We start from the raw sequence: 26,530 nt of genomic DNA on the forward strand, positions 1-26,530 counted from the left end.
ATTGAAAACGGCCTTTCTCGATATAACTCGAGAAAGGCCGTTTTATTTTATATTCATATGTCATTAACCCACTTGTCCGCTTTCTTTCAATTGATCGTCAACGAATAAGAGGCCCAATTCGTAATGCTCCCCGTCAAATAGAGCTCTTTGCACAAAACGAATCTGTTCATTATTATCGATGACCTCAAGTTTGCAATGTGCCCGGTTTATTTGGAGCGCCCTGTATAACTCTTCTTCTTCCCTGACGACGACACCATTTATTTTCGAAATGACCTCGCCTTTTTGCAACCCCATTTTATCTGCCGGAGATTGAGGGATAACTCCTAAAATCTGGACACCCAGCTTACTTTTCGAAAAATAAAAAGGAAGCTTTTGATCCATTGCCTTTTGGGAATAATGCAGAAATTCACGACCGAGGATTGCTAATACAGCCGTCGTGATTGCCAATGGGGGGTACCAGTAACCAGCTACCGCCAATACCGTAATCACCATTCCCAATGCCCCTACCTTTTTGCCTAGCGCCCTAATGGCCAGTTCCGGAACCGTACCATGAACTTTTTGCTTAAAGCCGATTAAAATGGGCAGTACGATCGGCGATAAGGACATGTCCCCGATTGAAAAAACCGGATACCATTCGAAAGGCAGTGGAAGTTGTCCACCAGGAACCATAACGAACATGGGAATTAGCCAAATTCGCTGTGAAACATACACACCTATCGGTTGCCCCCTCTTGGATACCTCCAACTGAGGAGAGACCTTTTCACTTCCGTTCCCAACAATCAAAAACCCTTCAGCAATCAGTAGTAACCCTATCAAAATAACAAGTGTCGGATATACGGATTGATTCAGCTGATTAAAGGCATCCTGAAATAGCGTAAGCTTGATATCTCTATCATATAAAAAGAAAAGGATAAAGAAAGTGAGTCCCACTGTATAAACGGGGGAAACAAACCTCTTTTTCATGGATAGCATGGACAAAACCGTTACCGCTGCCATGATGAACAGCGCCGCCATAGGAATGGCGAGTCCAGTAGCCAGCGTAAGGAAAGAAAGGATCAATCCCCATATCACTCCTTGAGGCAACATGGAACGCAGCTCCATGGAAAAACTGTAGATCTTCGTATTAAAATCATGGCGTTCCCGTTTAACGCGAAGATAGCCGATGAATAAACAATAGGCAATCGAAACATAAAGCAAAGGATGAAGGAAGAGTTTTCCTATTCCCATTAAGCATGCTATCAGCCAATCCGTTGTCAATTTCTTTCCACCATCCTCAAAAGTAATCAAAATTTTGTCAAATTTCGTTCTGGTCAGTTACCTCCTATTCTATCAAAAATGTAGCCTCCATGCCTATTAAGATGCAGAAAAAGTAGCTTTATCTTAAGTTTCCCCTAAACTGCCTCCATGTTCGCAGGCGGACACGAACAAATGCAAAAGAGGCACCGCTCCAAGGGAACGGTGCCATCAAGTTATTTCACTAAATAATTCAAAGCGGTGCGTAACTGAATATCATTATCTTCATCCTGGATCTTTTCCAGAATGGCAGATTCCATATGTGCTGCTGTTTTAGCGTCCAGCTTACCAGTCACTTCCAAGCCAAATTGTTTTTGGAATGCTTTTACAGCGATTTCTGTATTCCAATCATAATATCCATCCTCACGGCCCGGTTCAAATCCAAGTCCTTTCAGAATGCTTTGGGCATACTGGATTTGTTCATCATTCATATCCCGCTGCAACACCTTCTCGATGGCCAGCTGATGGGCATCAAAATACTCCGGTTGTTTCACTTTGATTGTCGGTTCGATCCCCTTTTTATGGATCCAGTTTCCTGAAGGCGTCAGCCACTTATATAACGTAAGTTTAATCTTACTGCCATCCCCCATTGGTACAGCTTGCTGTACTGTGCCTTTCCCGAAGGTCTTCTCGCCAACCAATGGATAGCCCCCCGCCTCTTGCATCGCTCCGGCCAGGATTTCCGAGGCTGAGGCGCTGCCTTTATCCGTCAAGACGGCAATAGGATAACTTTTCGCTTTCTTAAGGCTTGTAAAAAACGATTGTTTTTCACCCGTTCTTTCTGCAATTTGCAAATAGGGCTTGTCTTTTGTGATAAACTCGCCAAGAATCGTTTCCACACTAGAAAGAAGGCCACCTGGGTTGCCGCGTACATCTATGACCAAGCCCTTGATTTCCTTCTTTTCCAGCTCCTTCATCTGCTTTTTGAAATCAGAAGCAGTATTTTCCGAGAACGTGGTCAACTCGATATAACCGATTTGTTCTCCAGCAACTTCCTTAATTGATGAAAATACGGTATCCAATGGAATTTCGGCACGCATCATATTAAATTCAAGTGGATTGTCCACCCCAGCCCGCTTTATTTCCATTTTGACGGGAGATCCTTTTTTGCCGCGGATTTTCAGGCGCGTTTCATACAGATCCAAACCTTCTACACTTTCGCCATTCACCTTAAGGATTTGATCTTTCGGCTTTAATCCAGCTTTTTCTGCAGGCGAGTCTTTGTAAGGAGAAACAATGATGACCTTACCATCTTCCATTCCGATTTCAGTCCCGATCCCTTCAAAAGAGGAGTCCAGGGTTTCATTGAATTGCTTGGCGGTCTCCCTGTCCATATATACGGAATAAGGATCTTTCAGCGCTGACAGCATGCCTTGGATGGCGCCCTCCACCAATTTGGAACCGTCCACCTGTTCTACATACTGACTTACGATCAAACCATAAGCTTGTTCCACTTTTGCCCATTCCTTATCCTTCGGTATTGCTTGGCTTTCATCTTTTGCTTCATTCTTGGCCGGAAGGCTTGTCCAATATATGCCCCCCATTGCCCCAATGGCTAGTGACATGATGATTACTAGAGGAAGTACCCATTTTTTGACCATATTTATCCCCATTTCTGACCTGATATGTATTTCACTATATGAGGCGCTTGGAAGAAATATGCTTATTGAATATGGTGACACTGCACAAAAAAACAGACCAGGAATTGATCCTGATCTGTTTTTCCGTTCATATATTGGGTATTAATTAGGTATATAGTTTAATGGATTAACAGCATTTGACTTGCTATAATTCCATGCGCCTTTATGTAGCTCAAAGTGTAAATGCTGACCGAAGGAATGTCCTGTATTACCCATGATTCCAACCTGTTGACCTTTGGCAACTACAGCACCTTCGCCTACTTGTCTAGAACTTAAGTGTGCATAAACAGTAGTCCATTGCTGACCGCCGATTGAATGGGTAACGAAGACGACGTTACCGTATGTACTCGAGAAGTAAGAACGGCTTACGACTCCGTCCGCTGCAGCTACAACTGGAACCGTTCCGCTAGCAGCGATGTCAATGCCGGCATGCTGTTTATTCCATCGTTCACCCATTGTTGAAGATACATATCCTGCACTTGGTCTAGTGAAAGTACCCGATGATACCGCTGGTGCTGGTGCTGGCGCCTGACTTACATTAGACGAAGCTTGTGAAGATGATGATGAACTGTTGCTTTTTGCACTATATCCTGAAGAAGTGGATTGTTTTTTTGATTCGGATGCTTTTTGTGATGCTGCTTGTGCAGCCGCTTGTGCAGCTTCTTGCTCTGCACGTTTTTTCGCTTCGGCTGCCGCTTTTTTACGAGCTGCTTCCAACTCGGCTAGACGTTGATGCTCTAAGCTGATGGCAGATTTGATGGCTTTTTCTTGAGCAGCAAGATTCGCTTTTTCTTCCTCTAGACCCATCTTCTCATGCTCATGCTTTTCAGTTTGTTGCTTTAATTTCTTAACTAAAGCATCCTTTTCTTGCTTCTGCTGTTTTTGTTGCTTTTGAATTTCCAATAGTTCAGCTTTTGCCACTTCTAAACTGGCAAGCTTCGTTTCAACGGCATTTTGCTTTTCTTCCAGATCCTTTTTATCCAGCTCATGCTCCTTTAAAATATCGCGGTCAGCTTCAGCGATTGTCGCTACTGCTCCGACACGGTCAACTAAATCCCCAAAACTGGATGATCCGAATAATACTTCTAGATAGTTCACGTCCCCGCCAGTCTCCTGGAAAGAAAGTGCCCTTTCCTTCAATACTTCATTACGTTTGGCAATCCGCTCTTTTAATACTTTAATCTCTTCTTTCAATGCTTCGATTTCTTTTTTCGTTTGTGTAATTTCAGCATTTTTAGCATCGATTTTTTTTGTGGACTCTGCAATTTTAGCTTCAATCGCAACGATTTGGTCTTCTGCTGTCATTTGCTTATCCTGCAAGTTATCGATTTTCTTTTCCGTGTCGGAAATATTCGATTCAACACCCGAACGTTTTTCCTGGATGGATTCTTTCTGTTTTTCTAAGTCCGAAAGCGACTCAGCAGCATAAACCGAAGGTGCCGCCAGAATGCTTCCCAACCCGATCATGATGGAGGCATTCATGGCAATGATATTTTTTTTCACGTTTCATTTCCCCTTTCAACCCGTTACATCCGTGCCTTGTAACGTCTCTCTATTTATATCTGTTTTCTTTTGGCTTTCGAGCAAAGATAGACTTTTATACTTTCAAGAACTTCCTGACGGACATCAAGCTGCCCCATATTCCGATAACGGCTCCAATGACGATGAGGATGGCCGAAACTTGATAAATAAACGGATTTGCAGGGAGGAAATCGACGAACTTGAACGTAATCTGCGGTGCTGCATATTTATAAAGATTGTAGTAGAGTACTGCAACCAGACCTATCGGAATGATGGAACCGAGGACTCCCAACCACAGTCCCTCCAAGAAGAATGGCCAACGGATAAACGTATTCGTTGCTCCTACCAATCTCATGATCTCAATTTCTTTTCTTCTGGCTACAATGGTAATTTTAATCGTATTCGAAATCAGGAACATTGCAGTAAATAGTAATCCTACAATAAGAACGATCCCTATGTTTCTAGCAATATCAACAAAGCTGAATAGTTTCTCGACGTAGCCTTGTCCATATTTAACACTTTGGATGTAGTCCAAGCCTTCGATTTCTTTTGCCACCTTGATGACATCTTGCGGAGATTTCGTTTTGATGACATAAACGTCCCTTAATGGGTTATCCTGTTCAAATGGTTTAAAAGCCTCGCCATTATCTCCTAAATCATCTATTAAATTCGTAAGCTCTTCATCTTTTGGAGAGAAAATCACTGATTCAATGCCGTTCATCTCCGTAATTTGCTTGCCGATAGTTTTTATATCGTCATCATTCGCCGCATTATCAATATGTGCGCGAACTTCGACATCTTTCTCCACATTTCCCGCGATATGATTTAAATTCATCATGAGCACTAAAAAGACGCCAACCAATGTCAAAGTGACCGTTACTGCACTGACTGAAGCAAATGTCATCCATCCATTACGGCCAATATTTTTAAAACTTTCACGGAAGTGACGGAGCAATGTTCTAAATTTCATATCCGTAATCACCTCGATGTTCATCGCGTACTATTTTTCCACTTTCAATGGCAATGACACGTCGTTTAATATTGTTGACGATGTCCCTATTATGAGTGGCCATGACAAGTGTAGTTCCGCGTTTATTAATTTCTTCAAATATGTTCATGATTTCCCATGATGTTTCGGGATCAAGATTACCTGTAGGCTCGTCGGCTATGACTACCTTAGGGTCATTGACGATCGAACGGGCTATTGCAACCCTTTGCTGTTCTCCACCAGATAACTCGGAAGGCAGCATTCTTGCTTTATGTTTAATGCCAACCAAATCAAGGACTTCCATGACTCTCTTTTTGATTTCTTCTGGATCCTTTTCAATAACTTCCATGGCAAAAGCAACATTTTCATATGCAGTGAATGTTTGAAGGAGTTTAAAATCTTGGAATACCATACCGATATTTCGGCGGAATAGAGGAACTTTCGAATTACGGATACTTGGCAGGCTTTGGCCATTGACCAAGATATTACCGCTTGTAGGCTTTTCTTCCCTATACATCATTTTGATGAAGGTCGATTTTCCGGCACCGCTCGGCCCCACTACATAAACGAACTCGCCTGGCTTTATTTTCACATTGATTCCATTAATGGCAATTACGCCATTAGGATATGTCTTTTTCACATCTATCATTTCTATCATTCTAAAACCACCTAATTTGCTTGGATTATCATTATGTATCAACAGCTATTCGACAATTTTCACTGAAATCTGACAGGATTCTCTCTTACTTGAGCACAGAAACATTATAACATCATATTTTGTCAAATTAAGCATAAAAAATATTACAGTTTCATTTCAGTTAGACATATATCAACATCTATGTAATAATTCCAGGATTTGATTGCTTGAAAAGGGGTAAAATGTGAGTTGTTTCGTGGTTTAAAGGAGGCTAAATGAAACGCCCAGCTTAGCAGGGCGTTTCATTAATCATTATTTATGTTCAGCAAGCCATTCAGCGACCATGCTCGCTTCCTTGCCCTGGATTATACCTTTTGGCATTCCGCCTTGACCATTCGCAATGACTTTTTCGATGTCTTCTTTTGATAGCTTAGAACCGACCTTCGTTAAATTCGGTCCCACGCCGCCTTCAAGATTCACTGCATGACAACTTGAACATTTGTTTTCATAAATTTTTGCGGCATCACCGGCACCTGCCGTAGTCGTTTCATTATTTTCATTTGCAGGCTCTTTATCTGCAGCATCATCGTTCCCACCGCATGCAGCCAAAGCCAAAGAAGTACCCAAAACTAAGGCTAACCACTTCATTTTCATTGAATTTACCCCCTCTGATTTATACCAGCACAAGAACATTATACCAATTTCAATCCAGTTTAAAACCCTCCCCAAGTACCTCCGATGCATCCATTACAATTACAAACGCTTTAGGGTCAACGAGTTTAACCAATTGTTTCAATTTGGTGAATTCCGACTGGTCTATTACGCACATCAAAATTGGACGAGCAACATCCGTATAGCCGCCATACCCGGATATGCCTGTTACACCCCGGTCCAGCTCATGTATGATAGCATCCCTTACTTCCATTTCTTTATTCGTGATAATTAATGACATCTTCGAACGGTTCAATCCAATCTGGACGAGGTCGATCGTCTTGCTTGTCACATACAATCCAATCAATGCATAAAGCCCTTTTTCAATATCAAAAACGATGGCAGCACTTAAAACGATAATTCCATCAATAACTGCCACACAGGTCCCCAATGACAGATGGGTATACTTATGGAAAATCTGTGCCGCCAAATCGGTCCCCCCTGTGGAACCCTTCCCGCGAAAGACGATACCCAGCCCAAGTCCGACAATCATCCCCCCGCAAATCGAACCAAGTAATGCATCATTCGTCCATGCATCCCAATCCTTTGTCAGGAATACCACAAAAGGCAGAAACAAGGTTCCAATCAGGCTTTTGGCTCCGAAATGTCTTCCAAGGATAATAAGCCCCGCAATGAACAAAGGGATATTAAAACCCCAAAGTACGTAGGCTGGCTCCCAACCGAGTGTTGAATCGAGAATCGTACTAATCCCGCTGACCCCGCCGGATGCGACCTGGTTAGGAAGTAAGAATACATTAAAACCAATGGCAATTATGGATGAACCGACAATCACCAATCCATACTCCGTTAACTTTTGAATGAAAGGGTGCTTCTGCTCCCGGTATCTTTTCTTCATTTTACATAAGTCTCCTCGAACCATCATTATTACCTAGTATTGGCCGAACGAGGTAGAGCATCCCTTTTCATTCCTGTAAATGTCAGCCAGAAAATTCGTTAAAAAGGAAAAAATAAAAAAAAAAGCCGGACCGTAGAAACCGGTCCGACTGGCTGATCTTATAATTTTGAACGCAGGTACGCATCAATAAACATATCGATATCGCCATCCATGACAGCTCCCAAGTTTCCGGTCTCCGCACTAGTACGGTGATCTTTAACCATGGAATACGGGTGGAAAACATAAGAACGAATTTGGCTTCCCCAACCAATTTCCTTTTGCTCACCACGGATTTCATCCAATTCCGCTTGTTGCTGCTCAATTTCACGTTGATACAATTTGGCTTTCAGCATATTCATGGCCTGGGCCTTGTTTTTGATTTGAGATCTCTCGTTTTGGCACGTTACCACGGTGTTCGTTGGTAAATGGGTGATCCGGACCGCCGAGTCCGTTGTATTGATATGCTGACCACCTGCACCACTTGCCCGGTACGTATCGATTTTCAAATCTTCCGTGCGTACTTCTATATTGATCGTCTCATCAAATTCCGGCATGACTTCACATGAAACAAATGAAGTATGGCGTCTTCCTGAGGAATCGAAAGGAGAAATACGGACAAGACGGTGTACCCCTTTTTCCGCTTTCAAATAACCATAGGCATTATGGCCTTTGAAAATTAAAGTGACACTCTTAATCCCAGCTTCATCACCTGGAAGGTAATCAAGGGTTTCCACTTTAAAGCCTCTTTTTTCACCCCATCTTGTATACATGCGCAGCAGCATGGAACCCCAATCCTGGGACTCCGTTCCGCCTGCTCCAGGATGCAGTTCAAGAATGGCATTTTTCGAGTCATATTCTTCACTTAGTAAAAGTTGAAGTTCAAAGTCATTCATCTTTTGTGCAAGAACCGTGATCTCTTCTTCCAGCTCCGCTAAAAGTTCTTGATCATTCTCCTCTTTCACTAATTCATATGTCAAATCCAGATTTTCATAAGATTCATTCAGGTCGGACAATTGATTGACTTGTTCCTTTAAAGCATTCGTTTCATTGATGACAGTTTGTGCTTTTTGCTGATCATTCCAAAAATCGGGATGTGTCATCTCATTTTCCAGCTGTGCGATTCGTGCCTCTTTTTCATCTAAGTCAAAGAGACCCCCTAAAGTCCGTTAATCGTTGCGCTGTCCGTTCAAGTTCATTTCTAATTTCTGCTAATTCCATTTCTCTTCACCTCATTAAGTATGTTAAAAAAAATCCCTGAAGAGGGATTCCCTTCATTACAAATAAACCTCTTCAAACTATATGCAAACTAAACATGAAAAGAGGCGGCTAGCCTTGGACTTAACCGTCTCATCTTCATTATACACCTAACTTTAGCCTAAATTGCCATGGCAATTCTTATATTTTTTACCGCTGCCGCATGGGCATAACGCGTTTCTGCCAACGTCTTCCTTTTTACGGGCAGGGGCTTTTTTAACTTTTCCCCCGTCTTCTTCCTTCGGATTGACCGCTTGTCCTTTTATGACTTCCTTGCGTTCCAAATTGTTGCGGATTTCAGCCTTCATGATGTATTTCGCGACTTCATCTTCCATTGAAGCAATCATCGCTTCAAACATTGCGAAACCTTCTGATTGATATTCACGAAGCGGATCGATCTGACCATAAGCACGAAGGTGGATCCCTTGGCGCAATTGCTCCATCGCATCAATATGGTCCATCCACTTACTATCGACTGCACGAAGCACGATTACTTTTTCGAATTCACGCATTTGTTCTTCAGACAGCTCTTCTTCTTTTTGGTCATAGCCTTCTTTCACTTTGGCTAAAATGAACTCAACCAATTCCGATTCGTTTTTCCCTTCCAAATCAGCCACAGTGATTGAACCTTCATTGAATAGGTTACCATTCAGGTAATCGACAAGGCCTTGTAAATTCCAGCCTTCCTCATCGCCCATTGGTGCAAACGCGACAACATTTCGCTGGATGGATGCCGTGATCATCGTTTCGACGATTTCACGTAAGTTTTCACTTTCCATGACATCGAAACGCTGTTTATAGATAATTTCCCGTTGTTGACGGAGAACATCATCATACTGCAGTAATTGCTTACGTGAATCGAAGTTATTGCCTTCGACACGTTTCTGTGCGGATTCAACGGCCCTTGTCACCATTTTACTTTGAATTGGCTGGGAATCATCCATACCTAGGCGTGCCATCATATTTTTCATGTTATCCGAACCGAAGCGGCGCATCAATTCATCTTCCATTGATAAATAGAATTGAGTGACCCCTGGATCTCCCTGACGGCCGGACCGGCCACGCAGCTGGTTATCTATACGCCTGCTTTCATGACGTTCCGTACCGATTACAGCAAGCCCCCCAAGCTCCTTGACACCTTCACCAAGCTTGATGTCCGTACCGCGCCCTGCCATGTTCGTAGCGATCGTAACTGAGCCTTGATTACCTGCATTCGCAATGATTTCCGCTTCACGCTCATGGTTCTTGGCATTCAAAACATCGTGAGGGATTCCTTTTTTGGATAAATAGGCAGATATGACCTCAGATGTTTCGATGGCAACCGTACCGACAAGCACAGGCTGACCCTTTGTATAACGTTCGGCGATGTCTTCCACAACAGCCTTGAATTTCCCATCAGTTGTCGCGTATATAAGATCTGCCCTGTCATCCCTGATGATATTCCTATTTGTCGGGATCGCAATGACATTCATATTATAAATATTGCGGAATTCCTCTTCTTCCGTTTTGGCTGTACCAGTCATACCTGAAAGTTTTTCATACATCCTGAAATAGTTCTGGAATGTGATCGTCGCAAGAGTCATGCTCTCATTTTGAATTTCAAGTCCTTCTTTCGCTTCGATCGCCTGGTGGAGACCTTCGCTGTATCGGCGGCCTTTCATCAAACGGCCAGTGAATTGGTCAACGATGACTATCTCGCCTTCCTGGACCACATAATCCACATCCAAATGCATGGAAACATGAGCCTTTAACGCCTGATTGATATGATGATTCAAAGTAACGTGACTAATATCGAATAAATTATCGATATTAAATGCTTTTTCAGCTCGATTCATCCCATCTTCCGTCAGCTGAACACCTTTTGTCTTCTCATCATATGTGTAGTCCGTATCTTTCTTTAAGGTTCTAACAAACGCATTGGCCTGGATATAAAGCTGAGCCGATTTTTGTGCCGAACCGGAAATGATCAATGGCGTTCTCGCCTCATCAATCAAAATCGAATCGACCTCATCGATGACAGCGAAGTGGAGCGGACGCTGTACCATTTGCTCTTTATATAACACCATATTGTCACGAAGATAATCAAAACCTAACTCATTATTCGTACTGTACGTAATGTCCGCATTGTACGCCGCCTGCTTTTCTTCTTTAGAATGACTGTTCAAATTCAACCCGACGGTCAAACCGAGGAAGTCATACAATACACCCATCTCGGTGGCATCACGGTGTGCCAAGTATTCATTGACAGTAACGACATGTACACCTTTACCGGTAAGCGCGTTTAAATAAACCGGCATCGTGGATGTTAAGGTTTTACCTTCCCCTGTTTTCATCTCGGAGATATTTCCATCATGAAGGGATGCCCCACCCATGATTTGAACACGGTAAGGATATAAGCCCAGAGCACGCTTTGCCCCTTCACGCGCTACCGCAAAAGCCTCGACAAGCAAATCATCAACGGTTTCCCCATTTTGATAACGCTCTTTAAACTCACCCGTTTTGGCACGCAACTGTTCATCCGATAACGCCGCCGTTTCATCAGCCAGCGCTTCGACCTGATCGGCGATTTTTTCCAAACGTTTGATTTCTCGCTTATTCGGATCAAAAACTTTATTTAATATATTAAGCATTCAATAACGCTCCTCTATTATGGTAATGATCGTTCAATGACAAAATTCATATAAGTAAGAAGAAACACACTTCTATTATTACTAATGCACGCTTAATTTTACCACTTCTGTCATAGAGGTACAACTTCATGTCACTTCCCTGGTATAGACCTCAATTCATTTCTTGCGAAAAACAATGGATAAATGAGGAGTAAAACTGTTAAAATAGAAGGAAGTATAAAAAATATGTTGCAAACTCCCCACTATTCCATATGTAAATGAGAATTATCCATAACCTTCCATCACTAGATGCTGTGTGTCCTCTTTAGCGATAGCATGTCAAGGTAATCCAGCCTTTTAGGCGTCATGTTTATTGAATGAAAGGCGGGCTACTGAAACTTATTAGCGGAAGATAAATAGAACATGTTTCGAGGTGGTATTGATGATTGGTGAACGTGTAAAAAAACTGCGAGAAGAAAAGAAAATGTCGATGACTGAACTTGCCGATAAAGCGGGTGTCGCAAAGTCTTATTTAAGTTCGCTCGAGCGGAACTTACAAACGAATCCTTCTATTCAATTTCTTGAAAAAATCTCCGCCGTACTTAACATTCCTGTTGATGCCCTGCTTTATGATGCACCAAATAAGGAAACCTTGGACACCGACTGGATGAAAATCGTTGAGGAGGCCATGAATTCGGGTGTTTCAAAACAACAATTCAGGGAATTCATCGAGTTTAATAAGTGGAGAAAAGATAAAGAAGAGTAGAGTGGTAGTGCACTAGTTTACCTACATAAACCTGAAGAATACAGTTTGAATAAGCTAGACTTGTTTGAATCTCAAGGAGGAATAAGCCCTATAAACAGCTAATGAATCGAATTACTGTTTATAGGGATGTTCTCAATCTTGATCGAAAGCTATTTTCCATTGTTCTCCTCTAATGTTACCTCAAGGCCTTCCCGTTTAAAAAAAGCACTGATTTCCTCTTTTTTGAAACCCAAGCTCCTTGCTTCTGAAATCAATTTCACCCATTCTTGGTCCATTTCCACATTAGCCACCTCTTCTACCTCCTAAAATACTCTTTGTATTTCAGGCTGACCAGCCATCATAGTCTCGAGGACCTTAGACCTGTGCCTTTGCGCCCTCATCTTTCAATAAGTTTGCCTTTGTCGTGGTATTTATTACCAAATACATTGCTTATAATCATATTATAACGGATGCCCACTCCATATATTGCTATTTTATGTCGGTAATCTACCAAAATGCAAAAACTTTTATCCGACAAAATATTACAATATTAAGAAAATTCTAATTGTTGATAATTTTTTAGTTCCTTTCCTTTTTTATATAATAGTAAATATTGCTCTTCTTAATATTCCGTTGCTGTGTATTAATTCTCTCCATTGTAAGTGCATCCAAGGCTTTTTGCGCAGTTAAATCCTCACCGCAAGTCGGGCAAAGCCACTTTCCATATTCCGCACTGCTAAAAGAAGCCCTATGGCAAGTATGGCAATTCTTTCGATACAAGTAATCCAACCCCTCTGCACCCTGATCAAATTGTTTTTTATAAATAACCAGATGTTCTTTTTAAAGAACCTACAATTTGAGTATAGTGCAAAAGAAAGGGGTTATTGAATAGGTAAAATTGACTATTTATCTTAATAAAGAACAATTGCCGTTCTTTAAAAAGGATTCTTCATTGATATGGATTCTTTAGAGAACAAAAGAAGCAATCATTTTTTCCTTTTCAAACGAATTCTATCAACAGGCATTAAAAAGCACAACCCAAAGGCTGGGCTGTGCTTGTGATCATAAAATAATAATTAACTAGGTTCAATCAATCCATAGCGTCCATCTTTTCGGCGGTACACTACGTTCGTTGTATTAGTATCCGCATTCGTGTAAACGAAGAAACTGTGACCAAGCATATTCATTTGTAAAATCGCTTCTTCACTGTCCATCGGCTTTAAATCAAAGCGCTTATTACGGACCACTTCAATATCATTATCGTCTTCGAATTCATCCACCACTTCGTCAACTTCCGTATTGAAGGCGAATGCATCTGGTGCAGCCGATAGATTATTCCGGAACTTACGATTGACCTTCGTTTTATGTTTACGAATTTGGCGTTCAAGCTTATCATTGATCAAGTCAATGGCAGCATACATATCCGCATTTTCCTCTTCAGCACGAAGAACCAAATTCTGCATGGGAATCGTCACTTCGACCTTTGATGTATTATTGTTCACTTTTAAATTCACTAACACATTTGCATCTGGTGTATTGTTAAAATATCGTTCTAACTTGCCAATTTTCTTTTCGACGTATTCTCGAATTGCTGGAGTTACCTCAATGTTTTCACCGCGTACGTTGTAATTCATAAAGTGAGTCCTCCTTAAATTAAGACTATACAGTTAGATTCTACAATACCCCTCCGGTTCCTTTTAGAAACACATCATGAAATATGTCGAAATATTGAAACAATTGTCGGAAGGTTTGGAAAGGGTTGATGTCTGCCCTAGCTTCATTATATCAAATGCTATGCTAGAAAGAAAAAATTAAGCCTATTTTATTTACAGAAAATTTAAAAATAATTAACATAAAAACCGTTTGGAATCCAAACGGTTGGGTAATCAATTTCTTTTATCGTAAAACATGCCATCCACTGATAGACTTTCATACGGGTTCGTGTATTTATTGGATGATTTTTTCTTCTTATTTATTTCCTGGATATCCCGCTGAATCTCTTGCTTTTGAAGCTTCAGCAAGTGATCGACCTTTTGGTTGAGCAACAGTGCTGCACGTCCCAGCTGCTGCTCTTCAGCAGTAAAAGGGGGGGTGATTTGAGAAAGAAGTCCATCCCGCTGATCGATCAGCTTTGTGATCCTTTCTATTTTATCATCACGCTCTATGATCGTGTGATCTTCCAGAACGGCAAGTAATTCAGCAGTCAACTCATGAAACGTCCTAATCACCATTACACTTGACCGCTTTGGGCAAATTGTTTTTTGCGATTGATTTGAATTACTTCCTTCCAAGTATTCCGGAACTCCGTAACAAGGCCCTCCACTTCTTCCAAGGCAGCAACATCATTTTTCATATTCGCTTCGATCAGACGCCGATTCATGAAATCATACAGACTCATCATATCTTTGGATACATCCGCATCCATATCCAGCGTCACCATCAATTCGCGGATAATATTCTGCGCCTTGATGATGTTCGTATTCCTCGCTTCGATATTTCCTGCTTCGATGGCTCTCTTCCCAAGCATGATGAACTTTAGGCAGCCATTATAAAGCATTAATGTAAGCTCTCCCGGGGAGGCGGTATTGACTGAATTTTGCTGATACGATTGATAGGGATTATTTATCGCCATACTTAACTTCCTTTCCGACTTCCTTAACTAAAATAAGAAGCTAACGATGAACTTTGGCTGTTCGCCTTTTGAATCGCTTTTTCCATCGCCGTGAATTGGCTGTAGTAGCGCGATTCCAATTTCGTTAACTTTGCTTCAAATGATGAGATCCGGGTATCCAATCCGTTCACCAGCTTCCCGATGGTAAACGAGTTATTAACAAATCCGGCCTTCCCGGCCTTTTCCGTTATCGTTTTCATGGAAGATTGTATATCGGCGCGCAAACGGCGCGCCAGTCCTTTTTCGCCTATTTCCGTTCCATCCGCCATGAACATATTATAAATCGCATTTGGATCTTCAGAAATGGCAGCCCGGAGCTTATCCTCATCAATCGTTAATTTACCGCCCTCGAGGTAATTCTTCGTTGTGGTAATGCCCAAACTGCTGAGACTGTTCTTTCCTGTGATCCCATCCACCGAAGTGTATAGGGAAGATCTCATCGTGGTCAGGAGACTTTTTAACGTCGAATCGCTTTTTAACGTTCCGCTCTTCGCCTTTTCTTCCCACAGCTTCACTTCATCCTCTGTCATAGCCTTCTTTTGCTCGGTTGTAAGCGGGGTGAATGAGCGATATTTCGCTTCGCCTGTTTTATCCTGAATCTTTTTAATGATTTCATTGTACTTATTCACAAACTGAGTGACTGTGTCCAAGATGGAATCCACATCAGCTGTTGAAGAGAAAGTGACGGTATCCGCCGTTTTTTGCTTCACCGTTATTTCCGCTCCATTAATCTGAAACGTATTCGAAGGCCGGGAAATTTCCAGTCCATTATAAGTAATCGATGCATTTTCCCCTTTTGTGCCGCCAGTCCCTTCATTGTTACTGCTCATTTTTAACATATTGAAAAAATCCCCGGTGCCCCCTAATTCAATTTCAGCTCGATCCTTAACATCACCGGTATGTTTAGCAGTGATGGAAAACTGCTGGGACGTTTCATCGAAAAACAAAGTCACTCCCGAGTTAGCATTAATTTTATTGATGACACTCTCTAACGTATCATCCGCATTAAGGGTAAGCGTATACGGTTTTTCCACTGTTGCCCCATCTTTTACTTCCGTATCAAAACTGCCATCTTTATTGATGGCCAGTATCGTAATATCTTGAGGTGTCGTGATTCCCAATTCCGATAATTTCTTTTTAGGGTCGGTGACAGCTGATTTTTCTGTACTTGTCATCGTTGCTGCTTTGGCAAGCCCATTGACTTGTACATTCCCGGAAAAATCACTGGTCGAATTCACATTTCTCACGGATACAGCATCTGGATTCGATACCGACACCTTCTTTTTAATAAAGGAAGACTTCTTCCCAATCCCATCACGAATGAGCGTATCCAATTCTGATAATGATGTATTGATCGCGCGGTAATCATCCCGCTGCCACTCGGAATTCTGCTTTTTCTGTGTTAATTTATCCAAAGGCACCCGTTCTGCCTGCATCATGCTTTTAACTATTTCATCAATGTCCATCCCGCTTGCTAAACCACTGATTCGTACCACAATTGATCACCCGCTTATATTTTTTCATCCACCATTATGCCGACAAACTCCGTCATTGCCGCGTAGAAATCCAATAACTTCTTAGGTGGGATCTCCCGAATCGTCTCATCCGTTACGTCATCCACAACCTTGACATAATACTCATCCAGCTTCTCATGATATTCAAAACGAACGGCCGTATGAGTTGGATTAAGGAAGGTGTTCAAACTATCAACCGCTTCCTGCACCTTTTCTTTTGAAGGCACATCAGTAGATTCCACACTTTGCTCCGAATAGGCAAGCGTATTCATTTCCCGTTGATAATATGTACTGATTCCTTCCGAGATTGCTGTTCTAAGTTGTGAGGAAAGAATATTCGTGGACAAACTCTCCAGCATCTAAATAGCCCCCCCATATGACCTCTTTACTATTTATATCGGTAATTAAGATTTTATATTTAGTCACTCTTGGATTTTGGTTGCACCAGCAGACATTCATTAAAGATCCTTTGCTATAAAAGAGATCCTACTAAAAAACTCCAGAAAAATATCTGGAGTCTCAGTTGTTTTAGGCTTTTAAATTTTGACCGTTGATTTCCACTCCAGGCACTCGCTTTCCACGGGGTCTCCCTTGACTCGCATTCCCGCAGGCGTCTCGCACCTACCGTTCTAATTAGATCTCCATGAAATATAAGATGGAATCCCTATTGCCCATACGTTTTGAAGGTTTATACTGTGACCGTTGATTTCCTCTCCAGGCACTCGCTTTCCGCGGGCGGTCCGGGGAGCCTCCTCGGCGCTTTGCGCCTGCGGGGTCTCCCTTGTACTCGCATTCCCGCAGGAGTCTCGTACCTTCCGTTCCAATCAACTTTGTTTTAACATTTAGTTAGGACTTCTCTTTTTATTCAAATGAATGAACATACTAGGGATCGATATATCTCATCCGGCTTGTGATTGATAGCTGTATTCACCAGTAATTTAACCATACACAGTAATCACATCTTCATCTACGTATTCTGTGGTAACATCATACCCAATGAAGGTAATATCATTAGATTGTAGCCATAAGATTCCTTGGTGACATAACGAATGGCCCCCTACTTTTTAAGGGGCAGTAAACTCTTTTTTTCTACATCGCAGTGTTCCTTACACCCTTCAATCAGTACAAAAAAAGAGCCTGACACAAAGTGTCAGACCCTTTATTGTTAAGCTAACTCTTCAATTAACGAAGTAACTGAAGAACGCCCTGCGGTTGCTGGTTCGCTTGAGCCAACATTGCTTGTGCTGCTTGAGAAAGAATAGAATTCTTCGTTTGGTTCATCATTTCTTTCGCCATCGTGCGAACATTTACTTTCATAAATGACCAGACTATATCTTCACCCTCTAGTATTCTAGTAGGGGTCGGGCACTTCGGATTCACAATGCTGATGTACATTGTTTCACCTATGGATTTCATCACCATAGCTTGAGCCTTAGATGGTCTATCCTAGTCGTTGAACCTTCTCCACTCTTTCGAGACAGGAGCTTGGCTGCTGATTGCCCAATCTTTTCTTTTTTCAAACCTTCACGCTTGTCGTTTCCAACTACGTTGTGGTAAGAAAAGCTCTAAGGGTTTTCCAGCAATTCACCCGATAATAATCTCAAGCCGTTACCAGCTAGGACGACTGTGCTTGTCACTGTTATTAAGCAGCTAAAGCATAATCTACGTCACGGATACGAGATTCCGCAGCAGTTAGGTTCTCAGAAGAATTATTAAGATTGTTAATAGTATGATCTAGACGATTTTGATTTGCACCTAAATCAGAACGAGCAGTTGATACTTTTCCGATAGCTGCATCAATTGCAGTAAGGTTAGCGTCTGTACTAGCTTTAAGACCATCCCATTTTAATACAGTACTATCAACACCTAAATCAGCTGCATTAAATCCTTTACTAGCAGTACCAGAATTGATTGTGATATTGTGTTGTTGAGTTTTATTCGCACCAATTTGAAGATCTTTATTAAATGAACCATCTAATAACTTTTTACCGTTGAATTCAGTACGGCTAGCAATTCCATCTAACTCGCTCTGTAATTGTGTAACTTCCGCGCTAATAGCTGTAAAGTCTTCTGTTTGGTTTGTACCTTCGTTACCTGCTTGTACAGTTAACTCACGCATACGCTGAAGAATAGAGTGAGTTTCATTCAATGCACCTTCAGCAGTTTGAATTAATGAAATACCATCTTGAGCATTACGAGCTGCTTGATCTAATCCGCGGATTTGGCCACGCATTTTTTCGGATATTGATAATCCAGCAGCATCGTCTCCAGCTTTGTTGATGCGCATACCTGATGCTAGTTTCTCCATTGATTTGGATTGTGCGTTTGTTGCTGCACCTAGTTGACGATGTGTGTTTAAAGCTGTGATATTGTGATTGATGATCATTTTTGTTTCCTCCTTGAGTTTTAAGTTCCCACGTCCATGTGGTTGTTTACGATGGGCAGTGAATAAGTCGGCCGCCTATTTCACTGCCCATCGTTGTATACTTAATATCGACCTGCTTGGAAACATATTTAGCTGATTTTACGATTTTTTCTTGAAATACTCATTTATGCCTTCCAGAAAATTGGTTTCTGTTTTGGAGGCTTTTTTATTTTCCTGCTGGATGGACAGGTAGATCTCCTTCCTATGGATATCGACGTTTTTCGGGGCATTGATCCCCAGTTTGATCTGCTCTCCCTCGACAGACAGGATCGTAATTTCGATATCATCGCCAATCATGATTGCTTCATTCGGTTTTCTGGTCAAAACGAGCATCATTTCCCCCCCTGTTCTGCTGGAGGTTCAAACAGTTTGTGCTTTGTACGGTATTCACTGGCATTCATGATGAATTGCTTTCCGATTTTTTTAGGGCCGTTTATGATGATGGGTGCCTGGAGATTCGCCGTCGTTTCATTGAAAGGCTCCTGGATCGTTAAGATGACGAAAGTAATGACTTCCTGTTCCGTTTCTATTTGTAAAGAAGATAATACCTCATCTGTAAGCTTCACTTCGTAATCATGAAACACTTCAAAAGGATCGGTAACAATGAAGGCAAGCTCTTTTGTTTTTGTCGATTGCAGGACGAAAAATGGCGTGTCATCCAAAGCTAGCAAGCAAAACTGTTTTTCTTCTAAAAATCCTGGTATTCCGCTTCCAAATACATAAATCTCTTTCTCTTCCAATTCCAGTTCGCCATGAAATTTTGTTTGTAGAATCATCTATGTTTTCACTTCCCTATCTCATCCGGATATAAATTGATGAAATCTATATCCAGCGCATTTTTTTGTAGAATTTCGACATCAACACTGCCTGGTGTGTATGTATGGTTCACCCTATTGATTTGAGCATCAATGATTGGTTTTTGGGTGGTTGCTTCAATCTTCACTTCCGCCTGCAGGTAGTCAAGCTTCACGCTGAATGGAGAGGGAATCCAGCCGAGATTGAAGCTCTTCTCAGGTCCTTTGCTGTTTTGCCTGGCCTGTTCAGCGAGTGGATTACCGCCTTTTTCAATATGCCTTAGCTCCATTCCCTGCTGGGCACGTCTTGCCATACCCGCCAGCCAATCCTGATATCCCTGCTGCGCAAATTCATCGACTCTTACTGAGAGGCTTTTCAAATCCATGTCTTCTCTTGCTTTTGACTGATCGATCGTCAGCTTGCCTGGGGTCGTTTGAATCTCGAGGATCGCTTGCGGCTGTTGAATGGATTGGACCGCAGCCTTTTGTTCGATTTGCTGTACAGGCTGTTCTATATTCATTCCAATCTTCATTGGGGTAGTTTGCAATCTAATTTGCGGAATCTGCATCATCAACACTCCTTATAGAAAAAAGCTATCCATTTAAGAATAGCTTAGCGAAGAAAATCCAATAAACTCGGCTGCATGATTTTTGCGCCGATGCTTAAAGCAGCACTATGGACACTTTCCTGGGTCGTCAAATCCATGATCGCCTTTTCGATATCGACATCCTCATTTTTCGAAAGGATTTCAGTGGCAAAAACCTCCTGCTGCTTGAGACGGTCCGTCATCAGCTCAATCCGATTCTGCCTAGCGCCTACCTGGGCCTGCATGCTTAAGAACGTGTTTATCGTTGCGTCAAGTCCTTCCAGTGTGCCGCTCACGTCTCCGCCGTTTTCGAGTGCCTCGATTGTCTTGTCGATGCTTCCGCCGGCAGCTAGTGCATCACCAAAAATCTTGGAACCGTCCGTATTGATCTTAAGGGAAATCCCGGAAAACACTTCAAGGTTTATGTCCCCCGTGCCATACACGGTATTTCCATTCCCATCTTTAACGGACGACGGTCTCACATTCGTATCCTGGCCGTTGAAAATATACTTCCCGCCAATCTGTGTGTCTCCAAGAGTTATGAGATGTTCTTTTAATTGTTTAATTTCTTCAGTAATTGTTTTAAGCTGTTCCCCTTCATACGTGCCATTGCTGCCTTGAACGGTTAATTCACGAATCCGCTGCATGGCGGAAACACTTTCAGTAATGGCATCATCCGTGCTGTCGATCCAATTGGTCGCCTCGGCAATGTTACTTTGATACTGCCCTATTTGATTGAGGTTTGTCCTGTACCCCATCCCCATCATGGCCGCAACAGGGTTATCGGATGGCTTGGAGAACTTCTTTTGAGAAGAAACCTGTTCTTGCAGCCTGGACATCTTTTCGTAACTGCTGCTTAAATTGCTCAGCATATTATTGGTTAGCATCGATTGCGTTACCCGCATATTCGTCTCCTCCTATCATCGGCCTACTGTACCCATTCCGTTTATGATTTTATCGAGCATTTCATCCATCATCGTCATCATTCTTGCGGATGCGTTGTATGCCTGCTGGAATTTGATCATGTCCGTCATTTCTTCATCAAGGGATACGGAACTGACTGACTCCCTATTTTGATTGACCGAGGCAGCAAGCACGACAGAGTTGGAAAGGTTCTTTTGGGCGCTTTGGGAATCCACACCAAGCTTTCCGATGATACCGGAATAATAAGTGTCGAAGCTTCCCGTCAATTCATCGGAGTTTTGGCCTTTAGTCGAGTACTCACTGAACGCCTTCTTTTTAAGGTCAGCCAGGAGTTTGGCGTTTTCATTATCACCGGATGCCCCTCCGCTTTTACCGCCTGCGGCAATTTTTGTGGGGTCCTTAATGATTTCACCATTCACCGTGATGCTTTGGGCGGCACTTTTACCAGGTTCAAGTTCAAAGAAGTTCAGTGCGGAAGTGCTGTCATCACCTAGGGCATAACCTTGTTTATGGATGGCATTGAACTCATTCACAAAAGCCGTAGTCATATTATCAATTTTTTTCAGCATATCAGGATAAGCGCCGCCGATCGTGCCATCAGCCTTCTTATAGCCGAAGCTGTTGATCAGACCGGACAGTTCTCCGGAGAAATTGTAATCCGTCAATGTTTTCGAACCAAACTTCAATCCGTCCACCATACCTGTCGTTTTATCATGGCTGACTTCAACTTTCGAAGTTCCCACCATCCCGGTTTGGTTAACACTGACTAGATTGATGGGCGGCACAAAAGACGAACCGTCTTCTTGCATCAATTCGATGTTGTATAGCCCTGTGGCCACATCGCTGGCTCTGCCGTAATCCGTCGGAATGACATTATTCACCTTAATGCTGACAAGCTGTGAGAGATTGTCCACGAGTACATCACGTTTATCGTAAAGGTCATTAGGAATATAACCATGAGGCTCCACTTTGCTGATCTGTTGGTTAAGCTGATCAATACTGCTGATGAGCGTATTGATTTCGTTCGCTTTGACGTTTATCTGATTGCCGATATCCGTTTGAACGTTCGTAAGCGAGTTGTAATAGTAGTTCAGGGTATCCGCGACCATGACGCCCGTCGAGGCAACGACCTCACGTGCCCCGGAGTTTTCCGTATTCGCCGTCAGCCCCTGCAGCGAATTCCAGAACTTCTCCATCGTGGCGGCTAATCCGCTGTCGGTCGGCTCGTTCATGACGCCTTCCATTTTCGTCAAGGATTCGCTCATGGCCCCGTAATAACCGATTTTATTACTTTGTGTCCTGTATTGTGCGTCCAGGAAACTGTCCCGGATCCGCTGAACCGTTTCAGCTGCCACCCCTGTCCCGATTTGGCCGGCAACGCGCGGGCTGTTCAAACCGACAGTAGGAAAGCCCGACGTCTGGACCAGGTTGACCCGCTGTCTTGAATATCCTAATGTATTGGCATTAGCTACATTATTCCCTGTTGTATACAAGGCCCCTTGAGAGGTGGATAATCCGCGTTTGGCAGTCTCAAGTCCCATAAAGGTTGAAATCATTTGCTCGCACCTCCATCTTTTTTCTGCTTATTATGCTTTGGAATCAAACATTCCCATGCCGATATTGGCCGTTTTCTTTACCGAATCCCCATAATTCAGATTCTGGTTCTGCGGCCTCAGCATATTCAAAGAGAGATTGATGAATTGAAGGGACTGATAGATCAATTGCTGATTTAAATCGTTCCGCTCCTTCAGCTTTGCCACCTCATCCATCAATTCCGCTTTTAGCCTTTCAAGGATTTCCATTTCTTCTGGTCCCGTCAGTTCCGTTACGGTATGGATGGAGGAAGGCAGTCCCGCCGTTCCATTGGCTGCAAGAAATTCCTCGACCGCCCTGCCTCTTTCCTTATCCGTTTGACTGATCGCTTTAATATGCTTTTGTTCCGAAATCAGCAGGGCACTAATCGCCTCGGTATCATTTGCTTTTAAAATGGCCGTTTTTCTTATCGCCAATTGATTGAAGCTTTTATGAAGCTTTATCAATTTTTCAAGCGATTCGATAATGTTCCGTGCAGACATTTTGCTGCCTCCCCCACTCATAAATGAAGGACGGAAAATAACTCCGTCCACTTCATTCAAGCTTTTTCATTGAAAATTCATTTCCGGTAAAAATCGATGAGACCCTTAGCCGTTGCTTGTGCATTCAATTTATAATTTCCTTTTTCAACTTGGATTTTCAATTCGTCCACTTTCGCTTGTCTTGCAGCAAGAATCGGTGATGATTGCTGCATTTCTTTTGCCGCTGAAGAAATTTCAACTTTATCCGAGGATTTGACCTTGGTTTCTTTGATATTCCCCGTTTTATTGGCTTGAAGATTATAAGGGTTAACACCTGTCATACCGACGTTATTGATTTTCATATTCCAGATCCTCTCCTTCGGTCGATTTTATAAATCCCATAATGTTTCGATTCCTTAACACATGAAATGGTTCTGGACTGTGTTATTCTCCCTATCGTTATTATCGACAAGGAATGGATTTCTTTAATTGTTTCGGTCAATCTTCCTTCGACATCCATTGTCGAATCTTGTTCTCAATATCGAATATTTTAACAAATAACGCATCATGTTTCCATGATTTATCCTTTTTGATCATCCTTCATGTAGTACGTATTTTTTTTATCATTTCCTTGAATTTCAGTCAGGCGCTTTTCCTCATTTTCAAACGCCTGCAAATCGGTAAGCAGTGAATCGCTGCATTTACCGCATAGCCTTCCGCTATTTATGTTAGCGCCGCACTTTTCACATGGAATTCCTAGATTGGGAAACTGCGAAATTCTCAGCTTTCCTGTTCTCACAAACTTAATAATTAACGTTTCTTCAACGCCGGTGTCCTTAACCACCTGCATCATGGACGCCGTTCTATTTATTTTCTTGCGAATATATGCATACACTTTATCATATTGGGCTTCTTCTTCTTTATAACAGGCATCGCATACATCACGGAATTTCGTCATAACGAATAACGAATTACAGCTTGGACAGTTGAATACTTCCATCGAGGCCCCTCCTTCACCATCACAGCGATTATTCTTCAGTACTGTATATATCGAATAATACCGGCGATACTTTAGGGATGTTCATTAAAATAAGCTGTTTCACCTAGCCAGGGTGATGGATGATACTTCTTTGGCCCCAGCCATCATTAAGGCTTTGGCTGCATGCCTGAGAGTTGTGCCTGTCGTGTAAATGTCATCGATGATCAAAATTGATTTATGCTCCAGCAAATCTGATTGCATGACCTGAAAAACCTGCGGTAATGACATTCTCTCTTGACGTGATTTTTTTGATTGTTTTTCCGTATTGATTCTTGTCAAGATCTCAACCGACTGAAGTCCAAGAAGGTCTGCCAAGGCCTGTGCCTGGTTGAATCCCCGTTCCCTAAGCCGTTCACGACTAAGCGGGATGACCGTTACGAGGTCAAACTCCATGTCCTTTAACCCTTCTTTCAAAAAAGGGACGAAAACCTCAGCTAATGCATAATCCCCACGGTACTTATATTTAGCAATAATATCTTTTAAGTATTCATTATAATGAAATAGCGATATGTTCTTCGACAAATAGCCGCGCCATTCCTTATTCCTTTCCCATCTTGAACAATCCGGACAGAGGGCACCGGTAATATGAACCCCACCAAGCTCCCTTGAACACATTGTGCATGTTTCTCCGGTAATCCTATTAAGCTTCCCCTCACACCCTGCGCAGATTGCTCTTGACTCTACCTGCTTAAGCAAGCCCCTCCATGTCAACGCCTGCTTCATTCTTTCATCACAAACAAGACATCTATTCATAAGAGCAGCCCCCTTTTCATGGCATCTTTATTCATCATTTGAATATGGTGAACCGCCTCGACCATCGCTTTACTTTTACCGTAATGAAAAAAGGTAATCGTCCCGGCAGGATTAGCAAAGCTTCTCCCTACCCTGCCGGCAATCTGAACGAGGGCACTATCAGAAAACACTTCATGTTCAGCACCGATCACGGCTACCTCCAGCCTCTCAATAGTTACGCCTCGTTCGAGGATGGTCGTGGTCAGTAATCCCGGAACCAATCCATGTCTTAGTGCCATTACTTTTTCCTTTCGATCAGGGTGCCGGGAGTGGACAATCGTTAATTCTGGGGACAGCATTTGAAACAGCGGAATGACCTGCTCCATCACTTCAATGCTTGGAAAAAATAAGAGGAAGGGGATGTTCCGCTTAAGGCGTTCACTTACCCAGCCGTTAATTTTGGAAGGAATCTTTTTTTGAAGAAAGAGTTTTTGCCAATTGCCGCTCCACTTCATTTCAGGGACAGGGATTGGCTGACGATGATAACGGGCCGGGATTATGACGGCTTTCAATTTACCGCTGCGGTATTGCCGCTGCATCCGTTTCGAAGGTGTGGCGGTCAAGTAGATGGTTGACGCAGAAACCTTTTTTGATTTATTGACCGCATATTGCAGCGAATCATCAATTGAGTAGGGAAACGCATCGACTTCATCAACGATGATGACATCGAAAGCTTCAATAAAACGAAAAAGCTGATGTGTCGTGGAAACGGTTAGTGGTGAAAATCCATGTCGATCGGCACTGCCGGCATAGAGAGTCGTGACTTCAATGGCAGGAAAGGCTTTTTTTAACCTTGGGGATAGTTCGAGAACGACATCGGTTCGCGGTGTTGCCAAACAAATCCGTTTCCCGGCATGCAAGGCTGCCTCGATCGCTGGGAATAGGACCTCCGTCTTTCCTGCCCCGCATACAGCCCATACCAGGAGTTCACCTTTTTCGTTTACAGCTTCAACGACACGGTCGGAGGCATTTTGTTGACCTTCCGATAAAGCGCCTTCCCATCTCATCACAATGTCAGGAATCTTAAACTGAATGCCGGGTCCGGTCCACCTATATAGCTTTGCACATTCACTGACCCGTCCCATCATGATGCATGAGCGGCAGTACGTGCAAACTTGATCGCAAATCTTGCAAGGGAATGTATAAAACAAAGTTTGTTCTTTGTTACCGCAGCGCATACAGAGAAAACTGCCGTTCCAGGTTTGCACGCCGCAAGTTTCCGAGACATACCCATTCTTGAGATGTTCTGTGAGGAGTTCTTGAGAGAAGGGGATTTCGATGGCCAAAAGATGTTTTCCGGTGAGATGGTTCTGAAGTTCCGGGGAATAAGGGGGGGAGATGTTCATTTGTTCCAAACTGCAACCTCCTTTTCTTGATAAATTACGCTCATCCTTATCATTCGCTTTTTACTCCCGGATTCCTTTTTACTCCCGGATT

28 protein-coding genes, 1 pseudogene and 1 riboswitch are annotated in these 26,530 nt (G+C 42.6%); of the genes and pseudogenes, 1 reads left to right on the top strand and 28 read right to left on the bottom strand.

Going from position 1 to position 26,530, the window contains the following annotated elements; genetic code table 11:
- Nucleotides 1-63: 63 nt before the first annotated feature.
- The 9 genes from ACFVS1_RS19090 to secA form a co-directional block, all read right to left on the bottom strand.
- Nucleotides 64-1,257 carry a PDZ domain-containing protein gene (locus tag ACFVS1_RS19090; protein WP_387549752.1) on the bottom strand — a complete coding sequence of 398 codons (1,194 nt, stop codon included), beginning with the start codon at nt 1,255-1,257 and terminating at the stop codon, nt 64-66.
- Between the two features lie 212 nt (nt 1,258-1,469).
- Nucleotides 1,470-2,894, bottom strand: coding sequence for a S41 family peptidase (locus ACFVS1_RS19095; RefSeq protein ID WP_387549754.1), 1,425 nt, complete (start codon nt 2,892-2,894; stop codon nt 1,470-1,472).
- Nucleotides 2,895-3,035: 141 nt separating this feature from the next.
- Complete coding sequence (locus tag ACFVS1_RS19100) at nt 3,036-4,436, bottom strand: murein hydrolase activator EnvC family protein (protein WP_387549756.1); 1,401 nt, start codon at nt 4,434-4,436, stop codon at nt 3,036-3,038.
- 94 nt (nt 4,437-4,530) lie between these two features.
- On the bottom strand, nt 4,531-5,424 hold the full coding sequence (ftsX, locus tag ACFVS1_RS19105; protein WP_387549758.1) for a permease-like cell division protein FtsX: 894 nt from the start codon (nt 5,422-5,424) through the stop codon (nt 4,531-4,533).
- A complete protein-coding gene (gene ftsE / locus ACFVS1_RS19110; RefSeq protein ID WP_352923940.1) occupies nt 5,414-6,100 on the bottom strand; it encodes a cell division ATP-binding protein FtsE in 687 nt (228 codons plus the stop codon). The genes ftsX and ftsE overlap by 11 nt, the downstream gene beginning before the upstream one ends.
- Before the next feature lie 291 nt (nt 6,101-6,391).
- A complete protein-coding gene (gene cccB / locus ACFVS1_RS19115) occupies nt 6,392-6,733 on the bottom strand; it encodes a cytochrome c551 (RefSeq protein ID WP_387549761.1) in 342 nt (113 codons plus the stop codon).
- Nucleotides 6,734-6,782: 49 nt separating this feature from the next.
- Complete coding sequence (locus ACFVS1_RS19120) at nt 6,783-7,646, bottom strand: YitT family protein (protein WP_387549763.1); 864 nt, start codon at nt 7,644-7,646, stop codon at nt 6,783-6,785.
- A gap of 158 nt (nt 7,647-7,804) precedes the next feature.
- Nucleotides 7,805-8,903 (bottom strand): peptide chain release factor 2 gene (gene prfB / locus ACFVS1_RS19125; RefSeq protein ID WP_223255851.1). Its coding sequence is split into 2 segments (ribosomal slippage): nt 7,805-8,839 and nt 8,841-8,903, totalling 1,098 coding nucleotides; the frame shifts between segments, so codons are not numbered across the junction.
- A 152-nt stretch (nt 8,904-9,055) separates the two neighbouring features.
- Complete coding sequence (secA, locus tag ACFVS1_RS19130) at nt 9,056-11,569, bottom strand: preprotein translocase subunit SecA (protein WP_352923945.1); 2,514 nt, start codon at nt 11,567-11,569, stop codon at nt 9,056-9,058.
- 421 nt (nt 11,570-11,990) lie between these two features.
- Between secA and ACFVS1_RS19135 the strand changes: the two genes are divergently transcribed.
- A complete protein-coding gene (locus tag ACFVS1_RS19135; RefSeq protein WP_063233922.1) occupies nt 11,991-12,314 on the top strand; it encodes a helix-turn-helix domain-containing protein in 324 nt (107 codons plus the stop codon).
- Between the two features lie 149 nt (nt 12,315-12,463).
- Here the strand turns inward: ACFVS1_RS19135 and ACFVS1_RS19140 are convergent, their stop codons facing one another.
- From ACFVS1_RS19140 to ACFVS1_RS19230, 19 genes and pseudogenes are all read right to left on the bottom strand, one after another.
- Nucleotides 12,464-12,604: an anti-repressor SinI family protein gene (locus tag ACFVS1_RS19140; protein WP_352923947.1), complete on the bottom strand. Its 141-nt coding sequence runs from the start codon at nt 12,602-12,604 to the stop codon at nt 12,464-12,466.
- A 31-nt stretch (nt 12,605-12,635) separates the two neighbouring features.
- Nucleotides 12,636-12,721: riboswitch (cyclic di-GMP riboswitch) on the bottom strand.
- A gap of 151 nt (nt 12,722-12,872) precedes the next feature.
- Nucleotides 12,873-13,073: a hypothetical protein gene (locus ACFVS1_RS19145; protein WP_241593064.1), complete on the bottom strand. Its 201-nt coding sequence runs from the start codon at nt 13,071-13,073 to the stop codon at nt 12,873-12,875.
- Nucleotides 13,074-13,369: 296 nt separating this feature from the next.
- A complete protein-coding gene (gene hpf / locus ACFVS1_RS19150) occupies nt 13,370-13,927 on the bottom strand; it encodes a ribosome hibernation-promoting factor, HPF/YfiA family (RefSeq protein WP_352923949.1) in 558 nt (185 codons plus the stop codon).
- Between the two features lie 252 nt (nt 13,928-14,179).
- Nucleotides 14,180-14,524 (bottom strand): flagellar protein FliT, encoded by a 345-nt coding sequence (gene fliT, locus ACFVS1_RS19155; protein ID WP_387549767.1) that lies wholly within the window; start codon nt 14,522-14,524, stop codon nt 14,180-14,182.
- Nucleotides 14,524-14,925: a flagellar export chaperone FliS gene (gene fliS, locus ACFVS1_RS19160; protein ID WP_352923952.1), complete on the bottom strand. Its 402-nt coding sequence runs from the start codon at nt 14,923-14,925 to the stop codon at nt 14,524-14,526. The genes fliT and fliS overlap by 1 nt, the downstream gene beginning before the upstream one ends.
- A gap of 23 nt (nt 14,926-14,948) precedes the next feature.
- Nucleotides 14,949-16,460 (bottom strand): flagellar hook-associated protein 2, encoded by a 1,512-nt coding sequence (locus ACFVS1_RS19165; RefSeq protein WP_387549770.1) that lies wholly within the window; start codon nt 16,458-16,460, stop codon nt 14,949-14,951.
- A gap of 14 nt (nt 16,461-16,474) precedes the next feature.
- A complete protein-coding gene (gene flaG / locus ACFVS1_RS19170; protein WP_387549772.1) occupies nt 16,475-16,837 on the bottom strand; it encodes a flagellar protein FlaG in 363 nt (120 codons plus the stop codon).
- 823 nt (nt 16,838-17,660) lie between these two features.
- Nucleotides 17,661-17,774, bottom strand: a pseudogene (locus ACFVS1_RS19175) (flagellin); the annotation flags it as partial.
- Between the two features lie 346 nt (nt 17,775-18,120).
- A complete protein-coding gene (locus ACFVS1_RS19180) occupies nt 18,121-18,864 on the bottom strand; it encodes a flagellin N-terminal helical domain-containing protein (protein ID WP_387549774.1) in 744 nt (247 codons plus the stop codon).
- Nucleotides 18,865-19,002: 138 nt separating this feature from the next.
- A complete protein-coding gene (csrA, locus tag ACFVS1_RS19185; protein ID WP_387550129.1) occupies nt 19,003-19,236 on the bottom strand; it encodes a carbon storage regulator CsrA in 234 nt (77 codons plus the stop codon).
- A complete protein-coding gene (gene fliW / locus ACFVS1_RS19190; RefSeq protein WP_387549776.1) occupies nt 19,236-19,679 on the bottom strand; it encodes a flagellar assembly protein FliW in 444 nt (147 codons plus the stop codon). The genes csrA and fliW overlap by 1 nt, the downstream gene beginning before the upstream one ends.
- An 8-nt stretch (nt 19,680-19,687) precedes the next feature.
- Nucleotides 19,688-20,266, bottom strand: a complete 579-nt coding sequence (locus tag ACFVS1_RS19195; RefSeq protein ID WP_387549778.1) for a DUF6470 family protein — start codon at nt 20,264-20,266, stop codon at nt 19,688-19,690.
- Between the two features lie 44 nt (nt 20,267-20,310).
- Nucleotides 20,311-21,189, bottom strand: a complete 879-nt coding sequence (gene flgL, locus ACFVS1_RS19200; protein ID WP_387549780.1) for a flagellar hook-associated protein FlgL — start codon at nt 21,187-21,189, stop codon at nt 20,311-20,313.
- A 15-nt stretch (nt 21,190-21,204) separates the two neighbouring features.
- Nucleotides 21,205-22,764 (bottom strand): flagellar hook-associated protein FlgK, encoded by a 1,560-nt coding sequence (flgK, locus tag ACFVS1_RS19205; protein ID WP_387549782.1) that lies wholly within the window; start codon nt 22,762-22,764, stop codon nt 21,205-21,207.
- A 30-nt stretch (nt 22,765-22,794) separates the two neighbouring features.
- Nucleotides 22,795-23,283 carry a flagellar protein FlgN gene (locus tag ACFVS1_RS19210; protein ID WP_387549784.1) on the bottom strand — a complete coding sequence of 163 codons (489 nt, stop codon included), beginning with the start codon at nt 23,281-23,283 and terminating at the stop codon, nt 22,795-22,797.
- 77 nt (nt 23,284-23,360) lie between these two features.
- Nucleotides 23,361-23,624 (bottom strand): flagellar biosynthesis anti-sigma factor FlgM, encoded by a 264-nt coding sequence (gene flgM, locus ACFVS1_RS19215; RefSeq protein WP_241593039.1) that lies wholly within the window; start codon nt 23,622-23,624, stop codon nt 23,361-23,363.
- Between the two features lie 218 nt (nt 23,625-23,842).
- Nucleotides 23,843-24,262, bottom strand: coding sequence for a TIGR03826 family flagellar region protein (locus tag ACFVS1_RS19220; protein WP_387549787.1), 420 nt, complete (start codon nt 24,260-24,262; stop codon nt 23,843-23,845).
- Nucleotides 24,263-24,361: 99 nt separating this feature from the next.
- On the bottom strand, nt 24,362-25,054 hold the full coding sequence (locus ACFVS1_RS19225; RefSeq protein WP_387549789.1) for a ComFC family protein: 693 nt from the start codon (nt 25,052-25,054) through the stop codon (nt 24,362-24,364).
- Nucleotides 25,051-26,439: an ATP-dependent helicase ComFA gene (locus ACFVS1_RS19230; protein WP_387550131.1), complete on the bottom strand. Its 1,389-nt coding sequence runs from the start codon at nt 26,437-26,439 to the stop codon at nt 25,051-25,053. Before ACFVS1_RS19230 ends, ACFVS1_RS19225 begins: the two co-directional genes overlap by 4 nt.
- Between the last annotated feature and the right edge of the window lie 91 nt (nt 26,440-26,530).

Origin of the sequence: Peribacillus sp. NPDC058075 (genome assembly GCF_042885195.1) — a bacterium.
In the GTDB taxonomy this organism is placed as follows: domain Bacteria; phylum Bacillota; class Bacilli; order Bacillales; family DSM-1321; genus Peribacillus.